Below are 22,620 nucleotides of genomic sequence, written 5' to 3'. Positions count from 1 at the left end.
ATCGGCGATTCCGCCTCAGGCCGGCACGCGCAGGCGCCCATCGGGATCGAGCCCGAAATCGGGGTTGTAGGCGATCTCCCAGGGATGACCGTCGGGATCGGCGACATAGCCGACATAGCCGCCCCAGAAGACCGTGTCGGCGGCGCGCAGCGCCTTCCCGCCGGCGGCGATCACGGCGGCGATGGTCGAATCCACCGCCTCCCGGTCCGGCCTGTTGCAGGAGAGCACGATGCCGCCGAAGGCTCCCATCCTGCCGTTCAGCACGCCCGCATCGGCGGCGAGCTGGTGGCGCGGATAGAGCGCGAGGACGACGCAGCCGGCCTCGAAGAACGCGACGCCCTCCGCCGCCTTCAGCCGGCGCGGCAGGCCGAGCGCCTCGTAGAAGGCGATGGAGCGCTGAAGATCATCGACGCCGAGCGTCACCAGCGACAGATGCAACCCCGCTGCTGCGGGGTGCGGCGCGCCCTCTCCCGCGATCTGCGCATGTGCCATGTTCATTCCTCCCCAAACAGCGACAATTGCTCGCCGCGTGGCGCCGGTCGCTTGAAATGCCGCGTCGTCAGCCGGTTCTGCCGGCGATTGAGGCCAAGCCGCTCGACCGCGATCTCGAAGCGCCGGCCGATGGTCCAGGCATAGGGGCCGGAGCCGGTCATGCGCTGGCCGAAAGTGGAATCATATTCCTTGCCGCCGTGCAGTTCCTTCACCAGCGACAGGACATGACGATAGCGGTCCGGATAGTTGGCGAGCAGCCATTCCCTGAACAGGTCGCGGATCTCGAGCGGCAGGCGCAGCATGACGTAGCCAGCCTCGCTGGCGCCCGCCGCAGCGGCCGCGTCGAGGATGCGCTCGATCTCGGCGTCGTTGATCGCGGGCACCACCGGCGCCACCAGCACCGCCGTCGGCACGCCGGCCTCGCTCAGCCGCCGCACCGTCTCGATGCGGCGCATGGGCGTGGCGGCGCGCGGCTCCATGGTGCGGGCGAGCTTGTGGTCCAGCGAGGTTATGGAAAGCGCGACCTTGACGAGGCCGCGCTCGGCCATGGGGGCGAGTATGTCGAGGTCGCGCAATATCAGCGCCGACTTCGTCACGATGCCGACCGGATGGCCGAAGTCGCGCAGCACCTCCAGAATGCGCCGCGTCAGGCGCCATTCGCGCTCGATCGGCTGATAGCTGTCGGTGTTGATGCCGAGCGCGATGGTGCGCGGCTCGTAGCCGGGCTTCGAGAGCTCCTTCACCAGCAGTTCGGGCGCATCCGGCTTGGCGAAAAGCCGCGTCTCGAAATCGAGGCCGGCGGACAAGCCCTGATAGGCGTGGGTCGGGCGGGCGAAGCAGTAGACGCAGCCATGCTCGCATCCCCGGTAGGGATTGATCGAGCGGTCGAAGCCGACATCGGGCGAATCGTTGCGGTTGATGATGGTGCGCGCCCGCTCCACCGTCACGCTGGTGCGGAAGGGCGGCAGCTCGTCGAGGCTCTGCCAGCCGTCGTCAAAGGCCTCGCGGGCCTGCGGCTCGAAGCGGCCGGCGGCGTTGGAGAGCGCGCCGCGCCCGCGCCGGCGCTCGCCGTCAACCGCGCGCGGCAGCGGCGCGTCGGCGGTAGGGTCTCCGGCGTCGGAAAGCGCCGAGACGTCGCGCGCCGCCTGTTCCCTCTCGCGCCGCTCCTCGCTGGCGCGCTCCTCGGCGAGGCGGCCCATGATGCGCTCGCGCTTCGAGCGCGGGGCGCGGATCTGCCCCTGCGTCAGATCCGCCGGACCGCCTCCGATCGGCGCTTCATTTCGAGGACCCTGCATCATGCCCTCACACCTAGAACAGATATGAGAACATATCAAGAACATGCATGAAAAATGACGATGCGCGCTATGCGTGGGACATCCGCATGCTATAGGCAGGTCAACGGTTTGAAGCGGAATGCCGGGCACGCCCGGCCCATCCGCCGGGGGCCGGCCATCAAGCGGCCGGCAGGGTTCGGGAGCAAGCCAGACGCGTGATCTCTGTCGTCATTCCCACGCAGGAGACGGAGCAGTTCCTGATCCCGACGCTTGCCGCGCTGGTGCCGGGCGCGGCCGCCGGCGTGGTGCGCGAGGTGATTCTGGTCGATGCCGGCATGCGCCAGTCCATCGCCGATATCGCCGACGCGGCGGGCTGCGAATATCTGCACGGTCCGGCGGACATCGGCGCGAGGCTGCGCCAAGGCGCGGCGGCGGCGCATAGTCCCTGGCTGCTGTTCCTCGGACCCAATGGCCTGCTGCAGGAGGGCTGGCCGCGCGACGCGCGCACCTTCACCGATCAGGCGGAGCGGACCGGGGCCGCCGACCATCGCGCGGCGACCTTCCGTCTCGCGCTGGACGGGTTCGGCGTGAAGCCGCGATTGAAGGAGGCCGCCGCGGTGGCGCGCCATGCCATCACCGGGCGGCCGCGTCCCGAGCAGGGCCTGCTGATCCATCGCCGGTTCTACGAATCGCTTGGCGGCTACGGCCCCGGCGCGCACGCGGCGAAGAACCTTCTCGCCCGTATCGGCCGCGGCCGGCTGGTGCTGCTGCGCTCGCAGATCCTGCTGCCGGAGAGCTAGCCGGCCTCCAATTGGCCGCGCAGATAGGCGGCCAGGGCCTCGAACTCGGCGTGATAGGCGTGCTCGGTGAGGGCATCATATTGCGCGATGATGCCGAGCTGCGCGCGCAGGCGCTCCTCGGGCGGCATCCGGCTCCATTGGCCGCCGCCATGGTCGCGATAGACCGAGAGCGGCGTGTGCAGGAAGCCGAGAGGACCCGAGCGCGCGGCGCAGATGTTCACCGCCCAGTCATAGGCGACGAGATCGAACAGTGCCGGCGGCAATGTGCGCAGGGCGCTGACGCGATACATGCAGGAGGAGAAATTGCCCGGCACGTTGTCGACGACGAGGTTCGCGGGGGTGTGGAGGGACACGCCGTCATCCGGCGGGACGCGGAAGACCCGCTCAGCTCCGGGCGCCGCGCTGGAGCTGACGATCTCGTAATTGGCCGCGCAGATCGCGCATTCCGGATGCGCGTCGAGAAAGCCGACCATCCGCGTCAGGCGATCCGGCGCGGTCCACCAGTCGTCGCCCTCCAATATCGCCGCATAGTCGGAGCGGCAGGCGGCGAAGGCGCGCTGATAATTGCGGGTGATGCCGAGATTGCGGCTGGAATCGAGGAAGCGGAACGGGAGCCGGCCCGCCGCCTCCAGCCGCCGGGCGACGATGGCGCGGGTGTCGTCGCTCGAGGCGTCATCGGCGACGATCACCTCCAGCGGCGCGGCGAAATCCTGCATCAGCAGGCTGTCCAGCGCCGCGTCGATGAAGGCCGCGTGATTGTAGGTGACGAGCACCACGGACAGCTTGAAGGCTTCGGGCGTCACGCGCTCGCTCCGGCGCCACCAATCAGAGAGCAGGGGAATGCGCATCGGATCATGACGCCTAGATCGTAGCGCCCGGGGACGTGGGAGCCTTGGCCTTGGCGCGCTTCAGATGCTCGTCGAGGCGGGGCAGGATCTCGACGAAGTTGCACGGCCGGTGCCGGACGTCGAGCTGATGCACCAGGATCTCGTCCCAGCCGTCGCGACAGGCGCCGGGCGAGCCGGGTAGGCAGAAGATGTAGGTCGCGTTGGCGACGCCGGCGGTAGCCCGGCTCTGCAGTGTCGAGGTGCCGATCTTGCCGAAGGAGACCATGTGAAAAACGGTCGAGAAGCCTTCCATGCGCTTCTCGAACAAGGGCTCCACCGCTTCCGGCGTGACGTCGCGACCGGTGAAGCCGGTGCCGCCGGTGGTGATCACCACGTCGACGCCGGGATCGTCGATCCAGCCCTTCACGCGGGCGCGGATCGCGTCGACGTCGTCGGGGACGATGGCGCGGTCGGCGAGGTGATGACCGGCCGCCGCGATCCGGTCGGCCAGCGTGGTGCCGGACCGGTCGTCCGCCAGCGTGCGGGTATCGGAGATCGTCAGCACCGCGATGTCGAGCGGCACGAAGGGACGTTCAGCCTGTTCAACCGCCACGATCCGCGCTCCGGCCTCAGATCGCACCCTGGAAGGTGTTGCACTGCTTCATGTCGCCGGTCTTCAGGCCGCGGGTGAACCACTGCGTGCGCTGCGCCGAGCTGCCATGGGTGAAGCTGTCCGGCACGGAAAAGCCCTGCGCCTGCTTCTGCAGCCGGTCGTCGCCGATGGCCGAGGCGGCGTTCAGCGCCTCCTCCACGTCGCCTTCCTCGAGGATGCGCCACTGGGCGTTGGCGTGATAGGCCCACACGCCGGCGAGGCAGTCGGCCATCAGCTCGACGCGCACGGAGAGCGCGTTGGCCTCGGACTTGGAAGCCTGCCGCTGGCGCTGCTGCACCTGTCCGAGCAGCCCGATCTGGTTCTCGACATGGTGGCCGACCTCATGCGCGATGACATAGGCGGCAGCGAAGTCGCCGGGCGCGCGGAAGCGCGTCTTCATCTCCTGGAAGAAGGAGAGGTCGAGATAGACCTTCTGGTCGAGCGGGCAATAGAACGGGCCCATGGCCGACTGCGCGGCGCCGCAATCCGAGCGCGTGTAGCCGGAGAACAGCACCATGCCGGGCTTGTCGTAGGTCTTGCCCATCTGCTGGAAGATCGGCGTCCAGACATCCTCGGTCTGAGCGAGAACGGTCGCGGCGAACTTGCCGAGCTGGTCGTTCGGGGCGCCCTGCGTGCCGGAAGGCGCGCTGGTCTGCTGGCTTTCACCGCCGCCGCCGCCGAACAGGATCTCGGCGCCGCCGATGAGCAGCGCCGGATTGATGCCGGTCGCCCAGGCGAGCAGGCCGACGACGATCAGGCCGCCGATGCCAAGGCCGCCGCGGCGCATGCCGCCGCCACCGCCGAAGCCCCCGCCGCCGCGACGGTCCTCGACATTGTCGCTGCGCCGGAAATCTTCCCACTTCATGACCGCCTCCAGAGCTGACCGTCGGTAACACGATCACGGTGGATTTTGATCTAGTCGCGGCAAGGCGGCAACGCAACCGCGGTGCCGTGCAAGAACACGACGCCGCGGACGTTTCATCAGGCCGCGACGGCCGACGCCGTGTCGAGCCATTGCCGCGCGAGGTTGATGTCGGCCTGCGACAGCCCGTGCCCGGCCGGAAGCACGCGGTGCTCGATCGCCGCTCCGGCCTTGCGGAGCTGCGCGGCGAGCCGCGCCGCATTTTCGTCCGGCACGATCGGGTCCATCGCGCCGGAAAGCAGCAGGACAGGCTTGCCCGCGAGATCGGCCGCCGGCGGTTCGGCGAGCGGTACCATGGCGCGCAGCAGCACCGCGCCGGCAAGCGCCTCCGGGCGCAGCAGGAGCGTGGCCGCCGCGATGTTGGCGCCGTTCGAGAAGCCGAGCGCGACCGGCGCGGCGAGGCCGTATTCGGCGCGGGCGGCGGCGACGAAATCGGCGAGCTCATTCGCCCGGCGGCGCACGTCGTTCTCGTCGAAGACGCCCTCGGCGAGGCGGCGGAAGAAGCGCGGCATGCCTCCTTCCAGCACCTTGCCGCGTGGCGAGAGCAGCGCCGCGCCCGGCGCGACGGTGCGGCCGAGGCCGATCAGGTCGCTCTCGTCGCCGCCGGTGCCGTGCAGAAGCAGGAGCGGCGCGCGACCCGGAACAGTGGCCGGTTCGAAGCGATGCACGAAGCCGAGTTCATTGGTGGTCATCACCAGATCCTCCGGGGGCAGCAAGGCCCCGCTACAGGAAAGGGACCGGCCTCCGTTCCGCCGGGATGGATGGAACGGAGGCCGGGTGGTCAGGCCGCGTCAGACAGGTCGATCTGCGGCAGCACCGCCTCGATCTGCGCGCGGCGCGGCTCGAGGAAGCTCGGCAGCTTCAGAGCCTCGCCGAGATGGGCGACCGGCTCGTCGGCGGCGAAGCCGGGGATGTCGGTCGCGATCTCGAACAGCACATGGCCGGGCTCGCGGAAATAGACCGAACGGAAGTAGTTGCGGTCCTTCTGCTCGGTGGTGCGGATGCCGTGGTTCTCCACCAGCTTCTTCACCATCGCCGCCTCGGCCGCATCGTCGGCGGCGCGGAAGGCGATGTGGTGCACCGAGCCGCCACCCATGCGTGCCGGCAGGAAGCCGCCGGCCTCGTGGATGTCGACGATGCCGCCGATCTGCGTGCCCTCCGCCTTGAAGCGCACCAGCGAGCCCTCGCGGCCGATCTCGGTGAAACCGAGCACGTCGGTCAGGATCGCGCCGGTCGGCGCGGCCTCCTGCAGCAGCAGGTTGACGCCGTGGAAGCCGCGGATCGCGACCTCGGCCGGCACTTCGCCATTCGTCCAGCCCGGCTCGCTCTCGATGCCGGGAACACCGACGAGGGCGAGGCGCATGCCGTGCGGATCCTTGAAGGACAGCACGGTCTCGCCGAAGCGCCGGACGATCGGCTGATAGGCGACGCCCTTCTCGATGAAGCGATGCGTCCAGTAGCCGATCGCGCCTTCCGGCACGCGGAACGCGGTCTCCTGCGTCTCGCCGACGCCGAGCCGGCCCGGAGCGACGTGGTCCCAGGGGAAGAAGGTGAGGATCGTGCCGGGCGAGCCGACCTCGTCACCGTAATAGAAGTGGTAGGTGCCCGGATCGTCGAAATTGACGGTCTTCTTGACGAGGCGCAGACCGAGCGTGCGGGTGTAGAACTCGACATTGCGGCGAGCATTGCCGGCAATGGCCGTCACGTGGTGGATGCCGTGGTGGTTCATGATGGTGCCCTCCATTCCGGGGCGCACCGGCGCCCTTTCGTGACCTTTCAAATAAGCCAATGGATCGCGAATTCCATCTAGTCTTTATTGCGTGGGCGCAATATCATCCTGTCGCATCGCGAGCCAACGTACCCCGAACGATGCCGGGAAGCCCTAGAGGAACAGATGGCGGAGCCCTTCAAGAACCTGGCCTGGGATGATTTCCGGCTGATCAAGGCCGTTGCCGACGCGCGCGGGCTTCCGGCGGCGGCGGCGCAGATCGGGGTCAATCATTCCACCGTGTTCCGGCGGCTCAACCAGATCGAGGAGGCGCTCGGCACGCCGCTGTTCGAGCGGCACCGCAGCGGTTACGTGCTCACCCCCGCCGGCGAGGAGATGGTGGCGCTCGCCGACCGGCTCGATGCCGAGATCACGGCGGTTGGCCGCAAGCTCGCTGGCCGCGCCCCCGCGCCCGCGGGCGAGCTCAGGATCACCACCCCGGATTCGCTGCTGATCCACCTTTTGATGCCGATGCTCGCGGGCTTCCGCGAAAGCTATCCGGAGGTGCGGCTGGACGTCGTCCTGTCGAACCAGGCGCTGAACCTCTCCAAGCGCGACGCCGACGTCGCCATCCGCGCCACCGACAACCCGCCGGAAAATCTCGTGGGGCGGCGCGTCGCACGCATCAACTGGGCGCTCTATGGCCGCGCGATCGACTTCCCCGAGCCGGGCGCGGTCGACGAGGAGTCCTTACGCGGGCGCAACTGGGTGTCGCTCAGCGACAGCATGGGTGCGCTGAAGGCGGTGCGTTTCGTCCAGGAGAACATCCCGCCGGAGCGCGTCGCCTACAAGATCAATACGGTGCTCGGCCTCGCCGAGGCCATCGAGTCCGGCATCGGCATCGGCCACATGCCGTGCCTCATCGGCGATGCGCGCCCTTCCCTCGTCCGTCTCGCGCCGCCGGAGGACGATTTCGCCGCCGACCTCTGGCTGCTGACCCATCCGGACCTGCGGCAATCGCCGCGGGTGCGCGTCTTTCTCGACTATATCGGCACCGAGATCGCGCGGCACCGCAAGTTCATCGAGGGAACGGAGAACGCGCTCGGCAGCATCGCGCGCGTCGAGGCCTAGCTCCGCCCGCCGCGCCGGCGCTGCGGCTCAGCGCTTCACATTCGCCAGCAGGTCGTCGCGCAGCGCGATCAGGTCGCCGGTCAGCTTGTCGACGGTCTCCGCCTCGCGCTTGAGGCAGATGCCCATCTCCTTGGGAATGCGCTGCGCCTGCTCATGCAGGGCCCGACCCTTCTCCGTGAGATGGATGCGCACCTGACGCTCATCCTGCGCGTCGCGGGTGCGGCGGACGAGGCCAGCCGTCTCCATGCGCTTCAGCAGCGGGGTGAGCGTATTGGTCTCGAGCAGGATGCGCTCGCCGATCTGGCCGACCGTCTGCCCGTCGGCCCGCCACAGCACCAGCATGACGAGATACTGCGGATAGGTGAGGCCGAGCTGATCCAGCATCGGCTTGTAGACTCGGTTGAACGCATGGTTCGCCGAATAGACGGCGAAACAGAGGAAGTTGTTCAACTTGAGAATTTCGTCCTTGGCGGACATGGCAAGATCAACGCTTTCACGCGCCGCCTCTCGGTTGACTGTCCATTAAATTGCATCGCGCACGATCTTTTTCAAGGGCGGGATCACATTTGTGTTATGCATTTACAGCGTGCCATGGCCCTGTTTCTGCAGGCTTTCAGCCTCGCCGCGCAGAAATTGCAACCGAGGCATGTGCGTTTGAAGAAGCCGGGCGCTGTTTTATAGGATCGCGCCAGAGCCCTTTCCGATCAGATGGAATCACCTGATCGACAGGAAAGTGCTCTCTTTCAATACGTTGGAGCATGTTCTCATCGCGAAAGTCCCTCAACTTTCGCGGAACATGCTCCAAGCCCGAGGTTGGAACACCTGCCGATGTCCGAACGCGCAACCATGAAGAAGCCGGACGAGACCGCCGGGCCGGAGCCCGTCACCGACCTCGGCGCGGTCGGGCGGCGCTCGTCGCGGCTGCGGCTCAGGGCCGCCTGGATGTACTACGTCGAGGGCATGACGCAGAGCGCCATCGCCGAGGCGCTCGACATCGGCCGCGTCACGGTGGTGCGCATGCTGGCGGACGCGCGCAGCCTCAACGAGGTGAAGATCACGCTGAGCCGCGAGATCGCCGAGCTGCCGCGGCTCGAGATCGGCCTGCAGAAGGCGTTCGGCCTGCGCGAGGCGGTAGTGGCCCCGATCTCCGCGCCGGACGCCGACCCCACCGCCGCCATCGGAGCGGCGACCGGGCAGTATCTGTCGGACCTCATCCGCTCGGACATGAAGATCGGCTTCGGCTGGGGACGTACGCTGATGCGCGCGCTCGGCTCGGTCGACGAGAGGCAGGTCAGCAACCTGTCGGTGATCTCGCTGCTCGGCGGCATCACCAAGGCGCGGCAGTACAACCCCGCTGAATTCGCCTGGCAGTTCGCCCGCATGTTCCAGGCCGACTGCCATCTGATCGCTGCGCCCGCCCTGGTCGACAGCGTCGAGACCAAGCAGGCGCTGATCGAGCGCTGCGGCCTCGGCACGGTCTATGCGCTGGCGCGTGAAATGGACGCCGTGGTGCTCAGCGTCGGCGAGATGGCGTCCTCGAGCACCGCGCAGCGCTTCGGCTTCTTCTCGCCCGCCGACTGGGACTCGCTGATCGCCGCGGGCGCGGTCGGCGACGTGATCTACAACTTCATCGACATTGACGGGCGGGTGATCGACCATCCGATCAACCGCCGCGTCATGTCGATCCCGGTCGAGACGCTGACGGCGACGCCGGAGCGCATCCTCACCTCCGGAGGACCGGACAAGGTGGATGCGGTAATCGGCGCCCTGCGGCTGCTGCGCCCCACGGTGTTCATCACCGACGAGATCACCGCCGACGCGGTGCTCGCGCGCGTCGGCGCGGCCGGCTGAGCCGCAACAGAACGATTGACGTCGCCGCAATGTCGTCTACCCAAGAGGCGTGGAACGCCTGCCGCGCGCCGGCGTGCCGCGTCCGAGGGAAGGAATACGCCTGATGTTCGCCAATAGCGGAATCGTCCGCACCGGCCTCGCGGCCGAACTCGCCGCCCATGCCGAGAAGCGCGGGCCGATCACATTGGGGCTCGCCGGCGCCGGGCAGATGGGCACGGACCTGATCGTGCAGGCGGCGCTGATGCCGGGCATGCGGATCGGCGCGGTATGCGAGCTCAACCCGCAGGCGGTGATCGACGCGGCGCTTATGGCCGGCCATTCCCGCGACGACGTGGTGGCGGCCTCGTCTCCCGCCGATATCCAGCGTGCCATCGAGACCGGCAAGATCGCCGTGACGGACGACTACCGCGCCATGTGCGCGGCCGGGCACATCGACGTCGTGATCGACGCCACCGGGAGCCCGAATATGGGCACCATCGTCTCGCTGGAGGCGATCCGCAACGGCAAGCATGTGGTGCTGCTCAGCGTCGAGGCGGACATCACCATCGGGCGCTATCTGAAGGAGGAGGCGCACAAGGCCGGCGTGGTGCTGACCGGCGCCGCCGGCGACGAGCCGGCCTCGACCATCGAGCTCATCAGCTTCGCGCAGGCGCTCGGCTTCGAGATCGTGTGCGCCGGCAAGGCGAAGAACAACACCTTCAAGATCGACGCCACCCCGGACGAGTTCGCCGAGGAGGCGCGCGCGCGCAACATGAACCCGCGCATGCTGGTCGAATTCGTCGACGGCTCCAAGACCATGGTCGAGATGACCGCGCTCGCCAATGCGACCGGGCTGGTACCGGACGTACCGGGCATGCATGGGCCGAAGGCGGATCGCGAGGAACTGGCGCAGGTGCTGTGCACCAAGGCGGATGGCGGCATCCTCAACCGCTCGGGGGTGGTCGACTTCACCCTCGGCAAGGGCGTGGCGCCGGGCGTGTTCTGCATCGTGAAGCCGCGTCATCCGCGGGTGATCGAGCGCATCGCCGACCTCAAGGTCGGGCCGGGGCCGTGCTTCGCGCTGATCCGTCCGTTCCACCTCACCAGCCTCGAAGTGCCGCTTTCCGCTGCCCGCGCGGTGCTGCACCGCCAGCCGGACATGGAGGTGCTGGACTATCCCGTCGCCGAATGCACGGCACTGGCCAAGCGGGACCTCAGCCCCGGCCAGACCCTCGGCAAGATCGGCGAATACGATTATCGCGGCTACACGATGAGCTGGCGTGACGCGCGCGACGGCTTCGCGCTGCCGCTCGGCCTCGCCGAGAAGGCGCGGGTGCTGAAGCCGATCAAGGCCGGCGAGGCGCTCACCTACGACAATTGCGCGCCGGACGAGCAGCTCGTCGTGACACAGATCCGCCGCCGGCTGGATCAGGCCGACGCGCAATATCTGGCGGCGTAGTCACGATCTGACACCCTCGCGCGCCGTCATCCTGAGGTGCTCGACCAAAGGTCGAGCCTCGAAGGATGCTTGCACCGCACTGGCCGTCCACCATCCTTCGAGGCTCGCTGACGCTCGCACCTCAGGATGACGATGCGCTGGCTATCGGGGCATTGGGCGTGTCGCCCTCACGTCGGCACCTCGGTGCCGTCCTGCGCCCAGCGGGTGTGGAACTTGCCCGGCCGGTCGAGCCGGCCATAGGTGTGCGCTCCGAAATAATCGCGCAGCCCCTGCAGCAGGTTGGCCGGTCCGCGGGCGCGTCTGAGGCCGTCATAATAGGCAAGCGCCGAGGAGAAGGCCGGCACCGGCACCCCTGCCTCGACCGCGCGCACCACGACCCGGCGCCAGTTCGGCTCGGCCTTGGTCACGGCGTCGCGGAAATAGGGCTCGAACAGCAGGTTCACCACCTCGCCGCCACCGGCATAGGCCTCGCGGATGCGGTTGAGGAAGCGGGCGCGGATGATGCAGCCGCCGCGCCATATGGTGGCGAGCTCGCCGAACCTCAAATCCCAGCCATATTCGGTGGAGGCGACCGCCATCTCCTGGAAGCCCTGCGCATAGGCGATAATCTTGGAGGCATAGAGCCCGTCCCTTATGGCGGCGATATCCTCCGCGGTCGGCGCCTTGATCACGGGCGCCGGATGGGCGAGCAGCTTTTCCGCCTCGATGCGCTGGGCGCGCCGGCTCGACAGCACGCGGGCGAACACCGCCTCGGTGATGGCGGTGAGCGGCACGCCGAGATCGAGCGCCGACTTGGCGGTCCAGAGCCCGGTGCCCTTCTGTTCGGCCTCGTCGGTGATGACGTCGACCAGCGGCCTGCCGGTCGCCGCGTCGACCTTGCGCAGCACCTCGGCCGTGCTCTCGATGAGGTAGGAGTCGAGCTCGCCCTTGTTCCATTCGGCGAATATGTCGGCGATGGCCGGCGCTTCGAGCCCGTAGAGGGTCTTCAGCAGGTCATAGGCCTCGGCGATGAGCTGCATGTCGGCATATTCGATGCCGTTGTGCACCATCTTCACGTAATGGCCGGCGCCGTCCGGGCCGATATAGGTGCAGCAGGGCTCGGCATCGACCTGCGCGGCCATGCGGGTGAAGATCGGCGCGACCCGATCATAAGCCTCGCGCTCGCCGCCCGGCATCATGGACGGGCCGGTGAGCGCCCCCTCCTCGCCGCCGGAGACGCCGACGCCGAGAAAGCGGAAGCCCTGCTCCTTCAGCGCGTCGTGGCGGCGCTTGGTGTCGGTGAAAAGCGAATTGCCGCCGTCGATGATGATGTCGCCGGGATCAAGGTGCAGCAGCAGCTCGGCGATCACGTCGTCCACCGGAGCGCCGGCCTTCACCATGATCATGATCGGCCGCGGGCGGGCGATCACTGCTACGAACTCGGCGATACCTTCCGCCGGCGCGAAACGCCCCTCCCCGCCATGCTCGGCGATCAGCGCCTGCGTGCGGGCCGGATTGCGGTTGTAGACGGCGACGCCGAAACCCTTGCCGGCGGCGTTGCGGGCGAGGTTCGCGCCCATGGTCGCGAGGCCGTACACGCCGATATCCGCGAGCTCTGCCATCGTGTCCTCTTGGCTGGTGGGAGTCTTGGCTGATGAGTGTGATCGGGCGATCAGGCGTTGCCGCCCGGCGTGGCCGCCGCGAAGCGGGCATCGGCAAGGCGTGCCTCGGCCTCGGCCAGCGCATCGGCGAGCTGGCGGACCTGCTGCGGCTGCAGGACGAGCTGGAGCGCGGGCACCTGCTCGCCGGGCTTGGGCTGCGCCGTGCCGATCTCGATGCGCAGGCCGACAGCGTCGCGGCCGAACAGGGCGGTGGTGAAGCCGAGCATCGGCCATACCTTGAGATGGCCGCCGGCATCCTTTTCCCAGGTGTCGAAAGGCGAGGTCACGATCATCTCCTCCGGTTGGGAACAGCGGCTCCGGCGGGGAAGCCGGCCCGAGGAATATCACCGGGGCGGAGATTCGTACGCCCCTTTTTGCGGGAGGGGTGCAGCTTCGAGACGAAACCCGGCATAGTGAACGCAACGGCAACCTCGTGCGTTGTGACACGCCGAGGACATTGAACGGGGGAGACGTTCAAATGGACATGCAGATGCGAAAGGCGATCGAACTCCTGCTCGAGATCGCCGAAGAGCGGCGCGTTCACGAAAGCGAGAAGCCGAATCCCGAACTCGCCGGAAGGATCGCCGAGGCGATCGCCCAGGTCCGCACGCTGATCCACGTCATGGGCGACGCGGCAAGCTGAGCGAAGCGGCCGACGCCGGACATTCGTGATGCTCCGGAAGGCGGACCTGCCCTTCACGCCGGACGACGGCGCGAGGGCAGGCCATGGGCCGTCCATGCCGCTCAGTGGCTGGAGCGGGCGTTGCCCTGCGACTGCAGGAGGATGGCGTCGGCGCCGTTCTGGGCGGCCTGGTTGGTATAGGTCGCGTTGCGGCCCTCGACCACGCGCGGCGCCGCATTGGCGACCAGCGGGAAGGCGACGATGCCGAGGGCGAGCAGGGCAGACACAGTCTTGGTGATCATTTGACGTCTCCAATGTCTCCGTCGAGAGCGCGATTGCCTCGATCAACTTGACGATTGGAATGTAGTCGGGCGCCGATCCCGCCGGAATCAGGCGCATGGTCATCCGATTCATAGGTTGATATCGCGAATATAAACTTCGGTATGCTGAATCGGACAAAGAAACGCCGGCCGCTCCTTTCGGAACGGCCGGCGCTTTGCTTGCCTCGGCGTATGGCACCCGGATCAGGCCGCGACGGTCTCCGCCAGCGGGCGTCCGGAGCTCGGACCCGCCCCCTCGATCGCGGCCGCCACCGCATCGTCGACGCGCTCCAGCCAGACGAACTCCAGCCGCTCCCGCGCGTCCTGAGGAATGTCCTCGTAGTCGCGGCGGTTACGGGCCGGCAGCATCACCCGGGTGAGGCCGGCGCGGGCAGCCGCCACGACCTTCTCCTTGATGCCGCCGACCGGCAGGACGAGACCCCGCAAGGAGATCTCGCCGGTCATCGCGGTGTCCTTGCGGACCGTGCGGCCGGAGAGCAGCGAGACCAGCGCGGTGAACATCGCCACGCCCGCGCTCGGCCCGTCCTTCGGCGTCGCGCCGGCGGGGACGTGGATATGCACGTCGTTCTTCTCGAACACCGCCGGGTCGATGCCGAACTCGGCGGCGCGGCTCTTGACGAGGCTCATCGCCGCCTGGGCGCTCTCCTTCATCACGTCGCCGAGCTGGCCGGTGAGGATCAGCCCGCCGCGACCCGGCACCTTTGTCGCCTCGATGAAGAGGATGTCGCCGCCGACCGGCGTCCAGGCGAGGCCGGTGGCCACGCCCGGAACGCTGACACGCAGCGCCACCTCGTCCTCGAAGATCGGCGGGCCGAGCAGCTCGGGCAGCCGGTCCGCGGTGATGCGGGCCTGCGTGACCGAGCCTTCGGCGATGTCGACCGCCACATGACGGACGGCACGCCCAACCTCGCGCTCGAGGTTGCGCACACCGGCCTCCCGCGTATAGGCGCGGATCATGCCCTTGAGCGCCTCGTCGTCGATCTCGACCTGCTCCGGCTTGACGCCATTGGCCTCAAGCTGGCGCCGGACGAGATAGCGCCGCGCGATCTGCAGCTTCTCCTGGTCGGTGTAGCCGGAGAGGCTGATGATCTCCATGCGGTCGCGCAGCGGCCCCGGGATGGTGTCGAGCATGTTCGCGGTGGCGATGAAGACCACGCGCGACAGGTCGAAGGGCAGCCCGAGATAATTGTCCCGGAACGTCCCGTTCTGCTCGGGGTCGAGCACCTCCAGCATCGCTGCCGAGGGATCGCCCTGGATGCCGGAGCCCATCTTGTCGATCTCGTCCAGCATCATCACGCAGTCGCGGGTGCCCGCCTTGCGGATACCCTGGATGATGTTGCCGGGCAGAGCGCCGACATAGGTGCGCCGGTGACCGCGGATCTCCGCCTCGTCATGGACGCCGCCGAGCGACACGCGCACGAACTTGCGGCCCATGGCGCGGGCGATCGACTGGCCGAGCGAAGTCTTGCCGACGCCGGGCGGGCCAACGAAGCACAGGATCGGAGCCTTGCCGTTCGGCGCCAACTTGCGCACGGCGAGATACTCGACGATGCGGCGCTTGATCTTGTCGAGGCCGAAATGGTCCTCGTCGAGAATCCGGCGCGCCTCGGCGATGTCGATCGGCGCTTCCTCGGGCAGCTTCCAGGGCAGCGCGATCAGCCAGTCGAGATAGGTGCGGACCATCCCGTATTCGGGGCTGGCATCCTGCATCCGCCTCAGCCGGCCGAGCTCCTTCTTCGCCATCTGCTCGACATCGTCGGGCATGCCCGCCTCAGCAATCGCCTTCTCAAGATCGGCGATCTCCTGATTGTTGCCGCCGTCCTCGCCGAGCTGCTTCTGGATCGCCGCCATCTGCTCGCGCAGCAGCACCTCGCGCTGGCGCTCGTCCAGCGACGCCTTGGTCTGGCGGCCGATCTCCTGCGACAGGCGCAGCACCTCGATGCGGTGCGCCAGCAGGCGCGCCACCTTGTTCATGCGGGCGACGATGTCGACCGTCTCGAGCAGCTCCTGCTTCTCCTCCGGCGACACGTCGACATAGGCGCTCACGAGGTCGGTCAGCGCCGAGGGCGAACTCGCCCCGCGCACGGCGGCCATCAGCTCCGGCGGAACCTGCGGCAGCAGCTCCAGCGCCTCGGCGGCCTGGCCCTGCAGGTGGACGAAACGCGCCTCGATGTCGGAGGTGCGGGCGTCCTGTTCCTCGATCCGCTTCACCCGAGCGGTCATGAAGGGCTTCTCCTTCAGGAACTGCTCGACATGGAAGCGCTGTTCGCCCTGGCAGACGAGATGGTGCGTGCCGTCCGGCGCCGTGACGTAGCGCAGGATGTTGGCGACGACGCCCATGCGATGCAGGTCCATCGGCGAGGGATCGTCCTGCGCCGGGTCGCGCTGCATCAATATGCCGACGGGACGACCCTCGCGGATCGCCTGCTGGGCGGCGGCGACGGAGCCGGGCCGCACGACGGTGACCGGCATGACCACGCCCGGGAACAGCACGAAGCTGCGCACCGGCAGGATGATCAACGAGTCCGCATCGGCGGCGGTGGCCGGCGCCGCTTCCATGGGCGTGCCGGACGAGCCGCCGGCATCGGCGGCCTTCAGAAGAGACATGCGTTCATTCAAGGGGTAGGTCATTTCGGGCCCCCAATCAGACGGTCTTGCGCAGGACAATGGCGAGGCAGCCATCGAGGACGGTCGGCCGGGTCACCTCGTAGCGGCCGGGCGGCAAGGCCACCTGTCGCTCGAAGCGGCCCTGCGGCAGCTCCATCCGGTGAATGGTCGCGGTGCGTAGCTGCGGCGGCAGAACACGCTCGCCGGAGATCAGCAATACGCCGCCATTGATCGCGACGTGGATATGGTTCGGGTTGACGCCGGGAAGCGCGGCGAGGACGAGCAGTTCACGCTCGGTCTCGAGCACATCGACCGGTGGCTCCCAGCACGGCGCATGGCGCCGCGCCGACTGGGGCGCATTCGCTGCCGCGGGCTGGAACATCTGGCGATGCAGCCGCTCGGCGCGCGACAGCATTTCGAGCGCATCCGACCACATCCAGGCGCGGGGGTCCGTCTTCTTCATGTGAAGCTCCTCACAGGCCGACCTATACGCCGTCGGAACCTGCGAGCGGGATATGGGTGGCCAAAGTGCAACACGCCAGCCCCGCCGGGCGATTTTATCGCGAACGATATTTAGGGGAGAATGGGGAACGCGCGGGAGAGGCCGGATATCTCAATGCGCCGCCGGCGCGGCCGGGGAATCCGTCCGGAAGGTCCAGAGCAGGTTGCCGGCATAGTGCCAGACGACCAGCAGGGCGGTGATGCCGATCTGGGCGAGGATATAGGGCACGCCGAAGCTCGTGAGCAGCGCCATCAGCGCCGCGTTCAGCACAAGCCCGACGCCGGCGACGAGCAGGAACTTCGCCGCCGCCTCATGGTGCGGGCTGGAAGAGCCGCGGAAGACCACCGCGCGGCTCAGCAGGTAGTTCACCAGCGCGCCGGTGAGGAACCCCGCCGTCGCGCCAACCACCGGGCCGAAGCCCGCGCCGCTGACGAGGCCGATCAGCACCGCGTAATGCGCCACCGTCCCCACCGCCCCGAGAGCGGCGAACAGCAGGAAGTGGCGCAGGCGGGCGAGCGTCATGGCGGCCTCTATTTGCGGCTCGCCACGAGCGCCGAGCCGGGTCCGTCAAAGGCGACCGGCGGCGTCTCGGGGTTCTCGTCGTCGTCCCAGGGCAGCGGCTCGATCACCGGCTCGTGGCGGGCACGCATATCCACCACCATGGCCAGCGGAACGCCCAGACGGCTGATGGTGCGATAGGTCATGCCCGGTACGAGATTGTCGCAGCCGATATTGGTGGCGGTGAGCAGGAAATCCGCCTTGTCCCAGTCGTCGATGAGTTCGAGGCGCGGCCCGAGCAGGTCCTTGACCTGCTGATCCTCGGCGCAGATCGCGACCTCATAGGGCTTACCGGTCGGATTGGGTTCCTGCTCGATGCCGCGGCGCAATTCGAGCGCCGCCTGCCGCAGGCTGGTCGACCAGTAATCGCCCTCGAAGCGGCCAGCCGCACCCGCGACGCCGCCGACGAGCTGGTTGTAGCTCACATATTCGAAGGGATGCAGGCGCACGAAATTCGTCGCGTTGAACAGGAACAGCCCGAGGGCGATGCTGGCGAAGGCGAAGCCGAGCGGCGCCGAACGCGAGAGCATCCAGCGCCAGCCCGCCTTCAGACCCAGCGCGGCGATGAGGCTGGCGCTCGGGAGCACGAACAGGAAATGGCGGATGCCGTTATAGAGCGGGGGATGGTCGAGCAGCGTGAACGCCACCGGCACGGCGAGCGAGAGCGCGAGGGGCAGAACGAGGACGAGGCGCCAGCGCCAGTCCGCTCCTCCACGCCGCAGCCCCGACCCGACGAAGGCGAGCGCGAACGGGATCGCCACGAAGAGGCCGAGCAGCGTCACCTCGGGCAGCTTGATCAGCAGATATTCCGACATGTAGGTGCCCGGCACTTGGTCGATCAGCACCTCCCGGCCATTGATCAGCGTCTTCAGATCGAAGCCGAAATTGCTGAACGTGCCCATCGCCGTGAACAGGTTGGTCGGCGGCATCACCGACCAGGGCCATGTCACCGCCATGACGGCATAGGCGAGCGCGCCGGCCGGCAACAGCCGCAGCACGAGGCGCCCGAACAGGCGGATATCGCCGAGCAGGAGCGCCCCGGCGGCCATCGTCACGCCGAGATAGAGCACGGCGAAGACACCGCCGACCCGCAGCCCGAGCGCGCAGCCGACCGCAAGGCCAAGGCCGGCCACCGTCCGCCAGGACGGCAGCTCCGGCAGGCGATGCGCCACCAGCGTCGTGAAATAGAGGCTCCACACCATGGCGGCGGCGAAGGGCACGTCCTTGGTGTGGGTGAACATGGCGCCGCCATACATGCCGGTGAAGGCCAGCAGCACGGAGGCGGCGATGCCGACCTTCTCGCCGCCGAGCAGCCGGCCGAGCCGCCAGACGCCGAGGAGGCCGACGAGGCCGAAGCTCGCCGACAGCAGATGGCGCAGCTCATAGGTCTCGAGCGGCACATGGCCGTCGAGGCCGGCGGCGATCAGGTCGAACAGGCCGCCATAGAGATAGAGGTTGATGTAGTGGAAGGCGCGGGTGTCCGAAAACCCGCTCTCGTACCAGGCCCAGAGAAGCTGGCCGTAAGTGTGCTGCACCGGCTCGTCATTGCTGATGCCGTAGTCGCGGAAGACGGCGAGCACCCAGGCCACCAGCGCCGCGAAAAGCACGAGGCTGGCGAGGCGCGTCAGCGAGCTCGAACGCCAGGCGCGCTTGAGGAAGACCGGCAGCGCAGGCGCCGTCGGCGCGGCGGACTCGGATACGCGGAACGTCACGATGCAATCTCATCCGGCGCGAGGGCGGGGGAACGCAGGGCCGCAGGACCGGCGAAGCCGATCTCGTCGGCCACCAGATAGAGCGGGCGGCGCTTCACTTCCGTGAAGATGCGGCCGATATATTCGCCGATCACGCCGAGGCTGATGAGCTGCACACCGGACAGGAACAGCGTGCTGACCATGATGGTGGCGAAGCCGGGCGTCCTCACGCCGAGATAGAGCGCCTCGACGATCAGATAGGCGCCGTAGAGCGCCGAGACGAAGGCGAGCGCGACGCCCACCAGCGACCAGACGCGCAGCGGCACCATGGAGAAGGCCGAGAGCCCGTCCACGGCATAGCGCAGCAGCCGGATGAAGGAGAACGAGCTCACGCCGGCGGTACGCTCGGCGACCTCGAAATCGACTTCGCCCTGGCGGAAGCCGACCCACGAGGTGATGCCCTTCATGAAGCGGTTGCGCTCCGGCAGGCTGTTGATGGCATCGACCACCCGCCGGTCGAACAGGCGGAAATCGCCGGCGCCCTCGGGAATGTCGACCTCGCACATCAGCCGGAAGAAATGATAGAAGCCGCGGCTCCACAGGCGGCGCACCAGCGGGTCGGTATCGCGCGAGCGGCGCACCGCCGTGACCATCTGGGCGCCGCGCCGCCAGCTCTCGATCATGGCGGGAACGACTTCCGGCGGGTGCTGGAGGTCGGAGTCCATCAGCACCACGATATCGCCGGTCGCGGCCCTCAGGCCGGCGGCCATCGCCGCCTCCTTGCCGAAATTGCGTGCGAAACGTAGCGCCTTCACGGCGGCATCGCCGGCACCGAGCCTCGCGAGGGTGGCGAAGCTGTCGTCGCGGCTGCCGTCGTCGACGAAGACAAACTCGCGCTGCATCGCCGGATAGGCGTCGAGCGCAAGGCTAAGCCGGCGGTGCAGCGCCTCTAGACTGCCCGATTCGTTATAGACGGGAATAACGATCGAGATGGAATGAGCTGATCTCAGATAGGACGCTCGCGCGGTATCTTCAAAATTATCGGGCTTCCCGTGCAGCATGTCGCGCCTGCTCTGATAGGGATATTACGTAAACGTCATGCGATTTCCTTGGACGCAGACGCTATAGAGAGATTGTGATATTTGTTTGGCTGCTCCCGCGATGGTATTTGCACGCAAGATGATAGTAGTTTGCGCCGACGATTACGGTCTGAGTGGCGGCGTGTGCGATGCCATCGAACAGCTCATCGCGGCGGGGCGGCTCTCGGCGACCGGAGCGATGACCGGACTGCCGGCCTGGCGGCGGCGCGCCGGCAGCCTGCGCCAGACCGTCGCTAGCAGCCCGGCCGATATCGGGCTCCATTTCACACTCACCGAACAGCGCCCGATCACCGCCGCTCCCGGCCTTGCGGTCGATGGCCGGCTGCCGACGATCGGCCGGCTCATCCGGCAGTCGCTCGCCGGCGCCCTGCCCTCCGAGGCCGTGCGCACCGAGCTGCGCGCGCAGCTCGACGCCTTCGAGGATGTGTGGGGGGCGCCGCCAGACTTCATCGACGGACACCAGCACGCACATCTGCTGCCGGGCGTACGCGGCGTGGTGATCGAGGAGATGGCGGCGCGCTACGCCGACCACCCGATCTGGATGCGCGCCTGCGCGGAAGCTCCCGCCGAGGCGGCGCGGCGCCGCGTCGGCCTCTCCAAGGCGCTGGTGATCGGTTCGCTCGGCGCCGGCCTCGGCCGGGCGGCGGCCAAGCGCGGCGTGCCGACCAATGACAGCTTCCGCGGGCTCTATGATTTTTCGGACCGGCTGCCCTATCGCGAGGTGTTCCGGGCGAGCCTGAAGGGGTCGGGGAGGCGCATTCTCGTCCACTGCCATCCCGGCATCGTGGACGAGGAGCTGCGTGCGCTCGATCCGCTGCTGGAGCCACGCGAGCGCGAACTGGCCTACCTGTCCTCGGACGCGTGCGGCGAGGACCTCGCAGCCGCCGGCCTGCACCCCGCCCGATTCCGCGACATCGGCGCCTGAGGCTAGAGCCCTTTCCGATCAGGTGGAATCACCTGATCGATAAGAAAGTGCTCTCGACTCAATAGGCTGGAGCATTTTCTGATCGCGAAAGTCTCTCAACTTTCGCGGAAAATGCTCTATCGCACCCGGTTGCCGGACAGCGTCAGCCGCGGGTCGACCTTGGCGCCCGGCGCGAGCAGATCGCCGGTCGTCGCCTTGCTCCAGGCGAAGCCCACAAGGGCGCCGTTCACCGATTCGGCGATGAGGTTGTCGGCGATCACCGCCTGCCCCGCGCCCTCCACCAGCGACACGCCGATGCCGATTCCGGAACGGCGGATGACATTGCCGGTGACGGTCAGGTCGCGCAGGAAGGGGCCATAGCCGAGGCGCATGCCCATATAGTTCGCCCCCTCGATGACATTGCCGGTCACCGCGATGTCCGCCTCTGCGATGATGCCGATGCTGCCGACGTCGTCGGGATTGTCCGTGACGGGCGGGGCGACGAAATCGCGCATCACATTGCCCTGCACGACGGCGAGGCGTCCGCCGGTATCGAAGTTCGTGACGTTGATGCCGAAAACAGCGCGCTCGATGATGTTGTTGGCCACCACCGCGCCCTGGTAGCCGAACTCGACGAACAGGGCGACCTCGCCCATATCCGAGCAGTTGTTGCCCAGCACCTGGACGTTCGAGGACGAATTGCAGCGCACCGCCGTGAAGGCGCATTTCGAGATGCGGTTGTTGGCGACGATCACGTTGCCGGCGCGGAAGACGTTGATGCCGTTTCCGTTCTCCCCGGTGCCTCCATCCCGCGCGGCGATGTCGGAGATGCGGTTGCCGGTGACGAGCGTGCCGTCCTCGCGCGCTTCCGACTGCCAGACCTGGATGCCGTTGTTGGCGCAGCCACGGACCGTATTGTCCCGCAGCGCCAACCCGCGCGAATCGAGCGCGAAGATGCCGGTGACGCCCACTCCATCCACGGTGCAGCCGGTCACATCGCCGGCGACGCTGCGCAGCACGAGCCCGCTTTCATAAGAACCGGTGACCGTGCAATCGCGGATGGAGACCGCCGCGCTGTCGGCGATGGTCAGCAGACCCTCCCCGTCGCGGATCGGCAGCTTGCCGCCATCGAAGCCCAGCCCTTCGGCGGAGAAGCCGTCGCATTTCGAGGCACTCAGGATGTTTATGCCGCCGGCGTGGACGATCCGGCTGGCGCCCGGCACGCCGAGAAGCCGCAGCCCCGGTCGGGCGACAAGCTCGCTCGCCACATAGGAGCCGGGCGGAAAGAACAGCGGCAGGCGGGCCTGCGTGGCCGCGTCGAGGGCTTTCTGAATCGCGCGGCTCTGGTCATCACCGCTGCCGGGCTTAACGCCGAAGGAGGTCGCGGCAAGGGTCATGTCACCCGGCGCCGCCCATGCCTTGCCGGTGACAGCCTGGGTCGCGGCGAAGCCCAGCGCGACGCCCGCGCTGCCGAGCATGGCGCGTCGGCTCGGCTTGCCGGCGATCGAGAGGATTGGTGTGTCCGACAGCTTGGCCATGGCGCCCCGGGAGTGCCGCGCG

General features: G+C 67.9%; 23 protein-coding genes. 6 read left to right on the top strand and 17 right to left on the bottom strand.

Features of this window, described 5'->3' with window-relative positions; all coding sequences use genetic code 11:
- Positions 1 to 15: 15 nt before the first annotated feature.
- Both U742_RS0104470 and U742_RS0104465 read right to left on the bottom strand, forming a co-directional pair.
- Positions 16 to 492 (bottom strand): VOC family protein, encoded by a 477-nt coding sequence (locus tag U742_RS0104470; protein ID WP_051660860.1) that lies wholly within the window; start codon positions 490 to 492, stop codon positions 16 to 18.
- Positions 493 to 494: 2 nt separating this feature from the next.
- A complete protein-coding gene (locus tag U742_RS0104465) occupies positions 495 to 1,691 on the bottom strand; it encodes a PA0069 family radical SAM protein (protein WP_029350452.1) in 1,197 nt (398 codons plus the stop codon).
- A 290-nt stretch (positions 1,692 to 1,981) separates the two neighbouring features.
- On the opposite strand from U742_RS0104465, the gene U742_RS0104460 reads away from it, so the two are divergent.
- Entirely contained in the window at positions 1,982 to 2,566 is a 585-nt protein-coding gene (locus tag U742_RS0104460) for a glycosyltransferase family protein (protein ID WP_029350451.1), read from the top strand.
- Here the strand turns inward: U742_RS0104460 and U742_RS0104455 are convergent.
- The 5 genes from U742_RS0104455 to U742_RS0104435 all read right to left on the bottom strand — a co-directional run bounded on the left by U742_RS0104455 (position 2,563) and on the right by U742_RS0104435 (position 6,696).
- Complete coding sequence (locus U742_RS0104455; protein WP_051660859.1) at positions 2,563 to 3,369, bottom strand: glycosyltransferase; 807 nt, start codon at positions 3,367 to 3,369, stop codon at positions 2,563 to 2,565. The two genes, U742_RS0104460 and U742_RS0104455, sit on opposite strands and share 4 nt — an antisense overlap.
- A gap of 58 nt (positions 3,370 to 3,427) precedes the next feature.
- Positions 3,428 to 4,009: a molybdenum cofactor biosynthesis protein B gene (moaB, locus tag U742_RS0104450; protein WP_029350447.1), complete on the bottom strand. Its 582-nt coding sequence runs from the start codon at positions 4,007 to 4,009 to the stop codon at positions 3,428 to 3,430.
- A 13-nt stretch (positions 4,010 to 4,022) separates the two neighbouring features.
- Positions 4,023 to 4,910, bottom strand: coding sequence for a KPN_02809 family neutral zinc metallopeptidase (locus tag U742_RS0104445; RefSeq protein WP_029350444.1), 888 nt, complete (start codon positions 4,908 to 4,910; stop codon positions 4,023 to 4,025).
- A gap of 116 nt (positions 4,911 to 5,026) precedes the next feature.
- Positions 5,027 to 5,659, bottom strand: coding sequence for an alpha/beta hydrolase (locus U742_RS0104440; protein ID WP_029350442.1), 633 nt, complete (start codon positions 5,657 to 5,659; stop codon positions 5,027 to 5,029).
- Positions 5,660 to 5,748: 89 nt separating this feature from the next.
- On the bottom strand, positions 5,749 to 6,696 hold the full coding sequence (locus tag U742_RS0104435) for a ring-cleaving dioxygenase (protein WP_029350440.1): 948 nt from the start codon (positions 6,694 to 6,696) through the stop codon (positions 5,749 to 5,751).
- 165 nt (positions 6,697 to 6,861) lie between these two features.
- Here U742_RS0104435 and U742_RS0104430 point away from each other — a divergent pair, with 165 nt between their 5' ends.
- Positions 6,862 to 7,806 carry a LysR family transcriptional regulator gene (locus tag U742_RS0104430; protein ID WP_051660858.1) on the top strand — a complete coding sequence of 315 codons (945 nt, stop codon included), beginning with the start codon at positions 6,862 to 6,864 and terminating at the stop codon, positions 7,804 to 7,806.
- A 27-nt stretch (positions 7,807 to 7,833) separates the two neighbouring features.
- Here the strand turns inward: U742_RS0104430 and U742_RS0104425 are convergent, their stop codons facing one another.
- Entirely contained in the window at positions 7,834 to 8,283 is a 450-nt protein-coding gene (locus U742_RS0104425; protein WP_029350436.1) for a MarR family winged helix-turn-helix transcriptional regulator, read from the bottom strand.
- Between the two features lie 351 nt (positions 8,284 to 8,634).
- Between U742_RS0104425 and U742_RS0104420 the strand changes: the two genes are divergently transcribed.
- Complete coding sequence (locus U742_RS0104420) at positions 8,635 to 9,657, top strand: sugar-binding transcriptional regulator (protein ID WP_029350434.1); 1,023 nt, start codon at positions 8,635 to 8,637, stop codon at positions 9,655 to 9,657.
- A 103-nt stretch (positions 9,658 to 9,760) separates the two neighbouring features.
- Positions 9,761 to 11,095 (top strand): NAD(P)H-dependent oxidoreductase, encoded by a 1,335-nt coding sequence (locus tag U742_RS0104415; RefSeq protein WP_029350432.1) that lies wholly within the window; start codon positions 9,761 to 9,763, stop codon positions 11,093 to 11,095.
- A 167-nt stretch (positions 11,096 to 11,262) separates the two neighbouring features.
- On the opposite strand, the gene gndA is transcribed toward U742_RS0104415, so the two are convergent.
- Together gndA and U742_RS0104405 are read right to left on the bottom strand one after the other, a co-directional pair.
- A complete protein-coding gene (gndA, locus tag U742_RS0104410) occupies positions 11,263 to 12,696 on the bottom strand; it encodes an NADP-dependent phosphogluconate dehydrogenase (protein ID WP_029350430.1) in 1,434 nt (477 codons plus the stop codon).
- Positions 12,697 to 12,746: 50 nt separating this feature from the next.
- The gene (locus U742_RS0104405; protein WP_029350427.1) at positions 12,747 to 13,028 is read right to left on the bottom strand and encodes a hypothetical protein; all 282 of its coding nucleotides are present in this window, start codon (positions 13,026 to 13,028) and stop codon (positions 12,747 to 12,749) included.
- 185 nt (positions 13,029 to 13,213) lie between these two features.
- Here U742_RS0104405 and U742_RS23115 point away from each other — a divergent pair, with 185 nt between their 5' ends.
- On the top strand, positions 13,214 to 13,378 hold the full coding sequence (locus U742_RS23115) for a hypothetical protein (RefSeq protein WP_156034123.1): 165 nt from the start codon (positions 13,214 to 13,216) through the stop codon (positions 13,376 to 13,378).
- 101 nt (positions 13,379 to 13,479) lie between these two features.
- Here the strand turns inward: U742_RS23115 and U742_RS0104395 are convergent, their stop codons facing one another.
- The 6 genes from U742_RS0104395 to U742_RS0104370 all read right to left on the bottom strand — a co-directional run bounded on the left by U742_RS0104395 (position 13,480) and on the right by U742_RS0104370 (position 20,117).
- Positions 13,480 to 13,659 carry a hypothetical protein gene (locus tag U742_RS0104395; RefSeq protein ID WP_029350425.1) on the bottom strand — a complete coding sequence of 60 codons (180 nt, stop codon included), beginning with the start codon at positions 13,657 to 13,659 and terminating at the stop codon, positions 13,480 to 13,482.
- 222 nt (positions 13,660 to 13,881) lie between these two features.
- On the bottom strand, positions 13,882 to 16,329 hold the full coding sequence (gene lon / locus U742_RS0104390; protein WP_051660857.1) for an endopeptidase La: 2,448 nt from the start codon (positions 16,327 to 16,329) through the stop codon (positions 13,882 to 13,884).
- Positions 16,330 to 16,342: 13 nt separating this feature from the next.
- Positions 16,343 to 16,768, bottom strand: coding sequence for an Hsp20/alpha crystallin family protein (locus U742_RS0104385; protein ID WP_029350421.1), 426 nt, complete (start codon positions 16,766 to 16,768; stop codon positions 16,343 to 16,345).
- Between the two features lie 150 nt (positions 16,769 to 16,918).
- Positions 16,919 to 17,329, bottom strand: coding sequence for a GtrA family protein (locus tag U742_RS0104380; RefSeq protein ID WP_029350419.1), 411 nt, complete (start codon positions 17,327 to 17,329; stop codon positions 16,919 to 16,921).
- A gap of 8 nt (positions 17,330 to 17,337) precedes the next feature.
- Positions 17,338 to 19,077: an ArnT family glycosyltransferase gene (locus U742_RS0104375; RefSeq protein ID WP_051660856.1), complete on the bottom strand. Its 1,740-nt coding sequence runs from the start codon at positions 19,075 to 19,077 to the stop codon at positions 17,338 to 17,340.
- Positions 19,074 to 20,117 (bottom strand): glycosyltransferase family 2 protein, encoded by a 1,044-nt coding sequence (locus U742_RS0104370; protein WP_081852819.1) that lies wholly within the window; start codon positions 20,115 to 20,117, stop codon positions 19,074 to 19,076. The genes U742_RS0104375 and U742_RS0104370 overlap by 4 nt, the downstream gene beginning before the upstream one ends.
- Before the next feature lie 100 nt (positions 20,118 to 20,217).
- Here U742_RS0104370 and U742_RS0104365 point away from each other — a divergent pair, with 100 nt between their 5' ends.
- A complete protein-coding gene (locus U742_RS0104365; RefSeq protein ID WP_029350413.1) occupies positions 20,218 to 21,081 on the top strand; it encodes a ChbG/HpnK family deacetylase in 864 nt (287 codons plus the stop codon).
- A gap of 116 nt (positions 21,082 to 21,197) precedes the next feature.
- Here U742_RS0104365 and U742_RS0104360 read toward each other — a convergent pair whose 3' ends face one another.
- The gene (locus U742_RS0104360) at positions 21,198 to 22,598 is read right to left on the bottom strand and encodes a TIGR03808 family TAT-translocated repetitive protein (RefSeq protein WP_051660855.1); all 1,401 of its coding nucleotides are present in this window, start codon (positions 22,596 to 22,598) and stop codon (positions 21,198 to 21,200) included.
- Positions 22,599 to 22,620 lie beyond the last annotated feature (22 nt).

Source organism: Allobosea sp. 117, from assembly GCF_000702305.1.
Classification (GTDB): domain Bacteria; phylum Pseudomonadota; class Alphaproteobacteria; order Rhizobiales; family Xanthobacteraceae; genus Ancylobacter.
This window is presented reverse-complemented; position numbering and strand designations above follow the sequence as displayed.

Coding starts and splice junctions, on each gene's coding strand:
- U742_RS0104465 (WP_029350452.1), bottom strand. CDS start 1,691: ATGGGCCGCCTCGCCGAGGAGCGCGCCAGCGAGGAGCGGCGCGAGAGG.
- U742_RS0104470 (WP_051660860.1), bottom strand. CDS start 492: ATGGCACATGCGCAGATCGCGGGAGAGGGCGCGCCGCACCCCGCAGCA.
- U742_RS0104425 (WP_029350436.1), bottom strand. CDS start 8,283: ATGTCCGCCAAGGACGAAATTCTCAAGTTGAACAACTTCCTCTGTTTC.
- U742_RS0104405 (WP_029350427.1), bottom strand. CDS start 13,028: ATGATCGTGACCTCGCCTTTCGACACCTGGGAAAAGGATGCCGGCGGC.
- U742_RS0104380 (WP_029350419.1), bottom strand. CDS start 17,329: ATGACGCTCGCCCGCCTGCGCCACTTCCTGCTGTTCGCCGCTCTCGGG.
- U742_RS0104365 (WP_029350413.1), top strand. CDS start 20,218: ATGGTATTTGCACGCAAGATGATAGTAGTTTGCGCCGACGATTACGGT.
- U742_RS0104370 (WP_081852819.1), bottom strand. CDS start 20,117: ATGCTGCACGGGAAGCCCGATAATTTTGAAGATACCGCGCGAGCGTCC.
- U742_RS23115 (WP_156034123.1), top strand. CDS start 13,214: ATGGACATGCAGATGCGAAAGGCGATCGAACTCCTGCTCGAGATCGCC.
- U742_RS0104360 (WP_051660855.1), bottom strand. CDS start 22,598: ATGGCCAAGCTGTCGGACACACCAATCCTCTCGATCGCCGGCAAGCCG.
- lon (WP_051660857.1), bottom strand. CDS start 16,329: ATGACCTACCCCTTGAATGAACGCATGTCTCTTCTGAAGGCCGCCGAT.
- U742_RS0104445 (WP_029350444.1), bottom strand. CDS start 4,910: ATGAAGTGGGAAGATTTCCGGCGCAGCGACAATGTCGAGGACCGTCGC.
- U742_RS0104395 (WP_029350425.1), bottom strand. CDS start 13,659: ATGATCACCAAGACTGTGTCTGCCCTGCTCGCCCTCGGCATCGTCGCC.
- U742_RS0104385 (WP_029350421.1), bottom strand. CDS start 16,768: ATGAAGAAGACGGACCCCCGCGCCTGGATGTGGTCGGATGCGCTCGAA.
- U742_RS0104415 (WP_029350432.1), top strand. CDS start 9,761: ATGTTCGCCAATAGCGGAATCGTCCGCACCGGCCTCGCGGCCGAACTC.
- U742_RS0104420 (WP_029350434.1), top strand. CDS start 8,635: ATGTCCGAACGCGCAACCATGAAGAAGCCGGACGAGACCGCCGGGCCG.
- U742_RS0104430 (WP_051660858.1), top strand. CDS start 6,862: ATGGCGGAGCCCTTCAAGAACCTGGCCTGGGATGATTTCCGGCTGATC.
- U742_RS0104435 (WP_029350440.1), bottom strand. CDS start 6,696: ATGAACCACCACGGCATCCACCACGTGACGGCCATTGCCGGCAATGCT.
- gndA (WP_029350430.1), bottom strand. CDS start 12,696: ATGGCAGAGCTCGCGGATATCGGCGTGTACGGCCTCGCGACCATGGGC.
- U742_RS0104440 (WP_029350442.1), bottom strand. CDS start 5,659: ATGACCACCAATGAACTCGGCTTCGTGCATCGCTTCGAACCGGCCACT.